At 33.3% G+C, this 537-nt stretch carries 1 protein-coding gene; it reads left to right on the top strand.

Annotated elements, in window-relative coordinates:
• Nucleotides 1–537: transposase (locus I4N53_RS00470; protein ID WP_214495325.1), on the top strand; the 537-nt coding region annotated here is incomplete at both ends.

Here is a 537-nt window from a genome sequence, read left to right as displayed (position 1 = left end):
GATTTTTCTCTTGAATCTATGCTCACTGCTTTGATTATCCAAAAAATTCTCTCTATCCCTACTGTTCAACTCCTTGTCCATGTTCTTAAGCTATCTAAAGAATTAAGAGAGCTTTGTGGCTTTAAAAGAGTCCCTCATCCTTCTCAATTCTCTAGATTTAAATCCATTTTCCTCAAAGATTTGGAGAATTTCTTCAATAATCTTGTTAATTTAACTGAGCCTATTTGTCAGGCTATTAATCCTTCCATTTCTAATATCCTCATCGCTGATACTACTGGCTTTGAACCTTATGTCAGAGAAAATAATCCTAAGTTCTTTGATTCCCTTTATAGAAATATTAAAAAGTTCTCTAAATCTAATCCTGATTTTGATGCCCACTCTTATGCTTGTTCTAAAATGCCTAAGTTCGCTCACTCTAATCCTGATGCTAAATTCTCTTATATTAATGGCCATTATTGTTACTCTATCAAAGCTACCATCCTCACTAATGGCTTAGGCATTATTCAGCATATTAGTTTCTATGACGATGATTCTTTA

It is taken from the genome of Thermoanaerobacter sp. CM-CNRG TB177 (assembly GCF_018588165.1).
Taxonomy (GTDB): domain Bacteria; phylum Bacillota; class Thermoanaerobacteria; order Thermoanaerobacterales; family Thermoanaerobacteraceae; genus Thermoanaerobacter; species Thermoanaerobacter thermocopriae.
The sequence above is the reverse complement of the archived record's forward strand: the minus strand, read 5'-3'. Positions and strand labels throughout refer to the sequence as shown.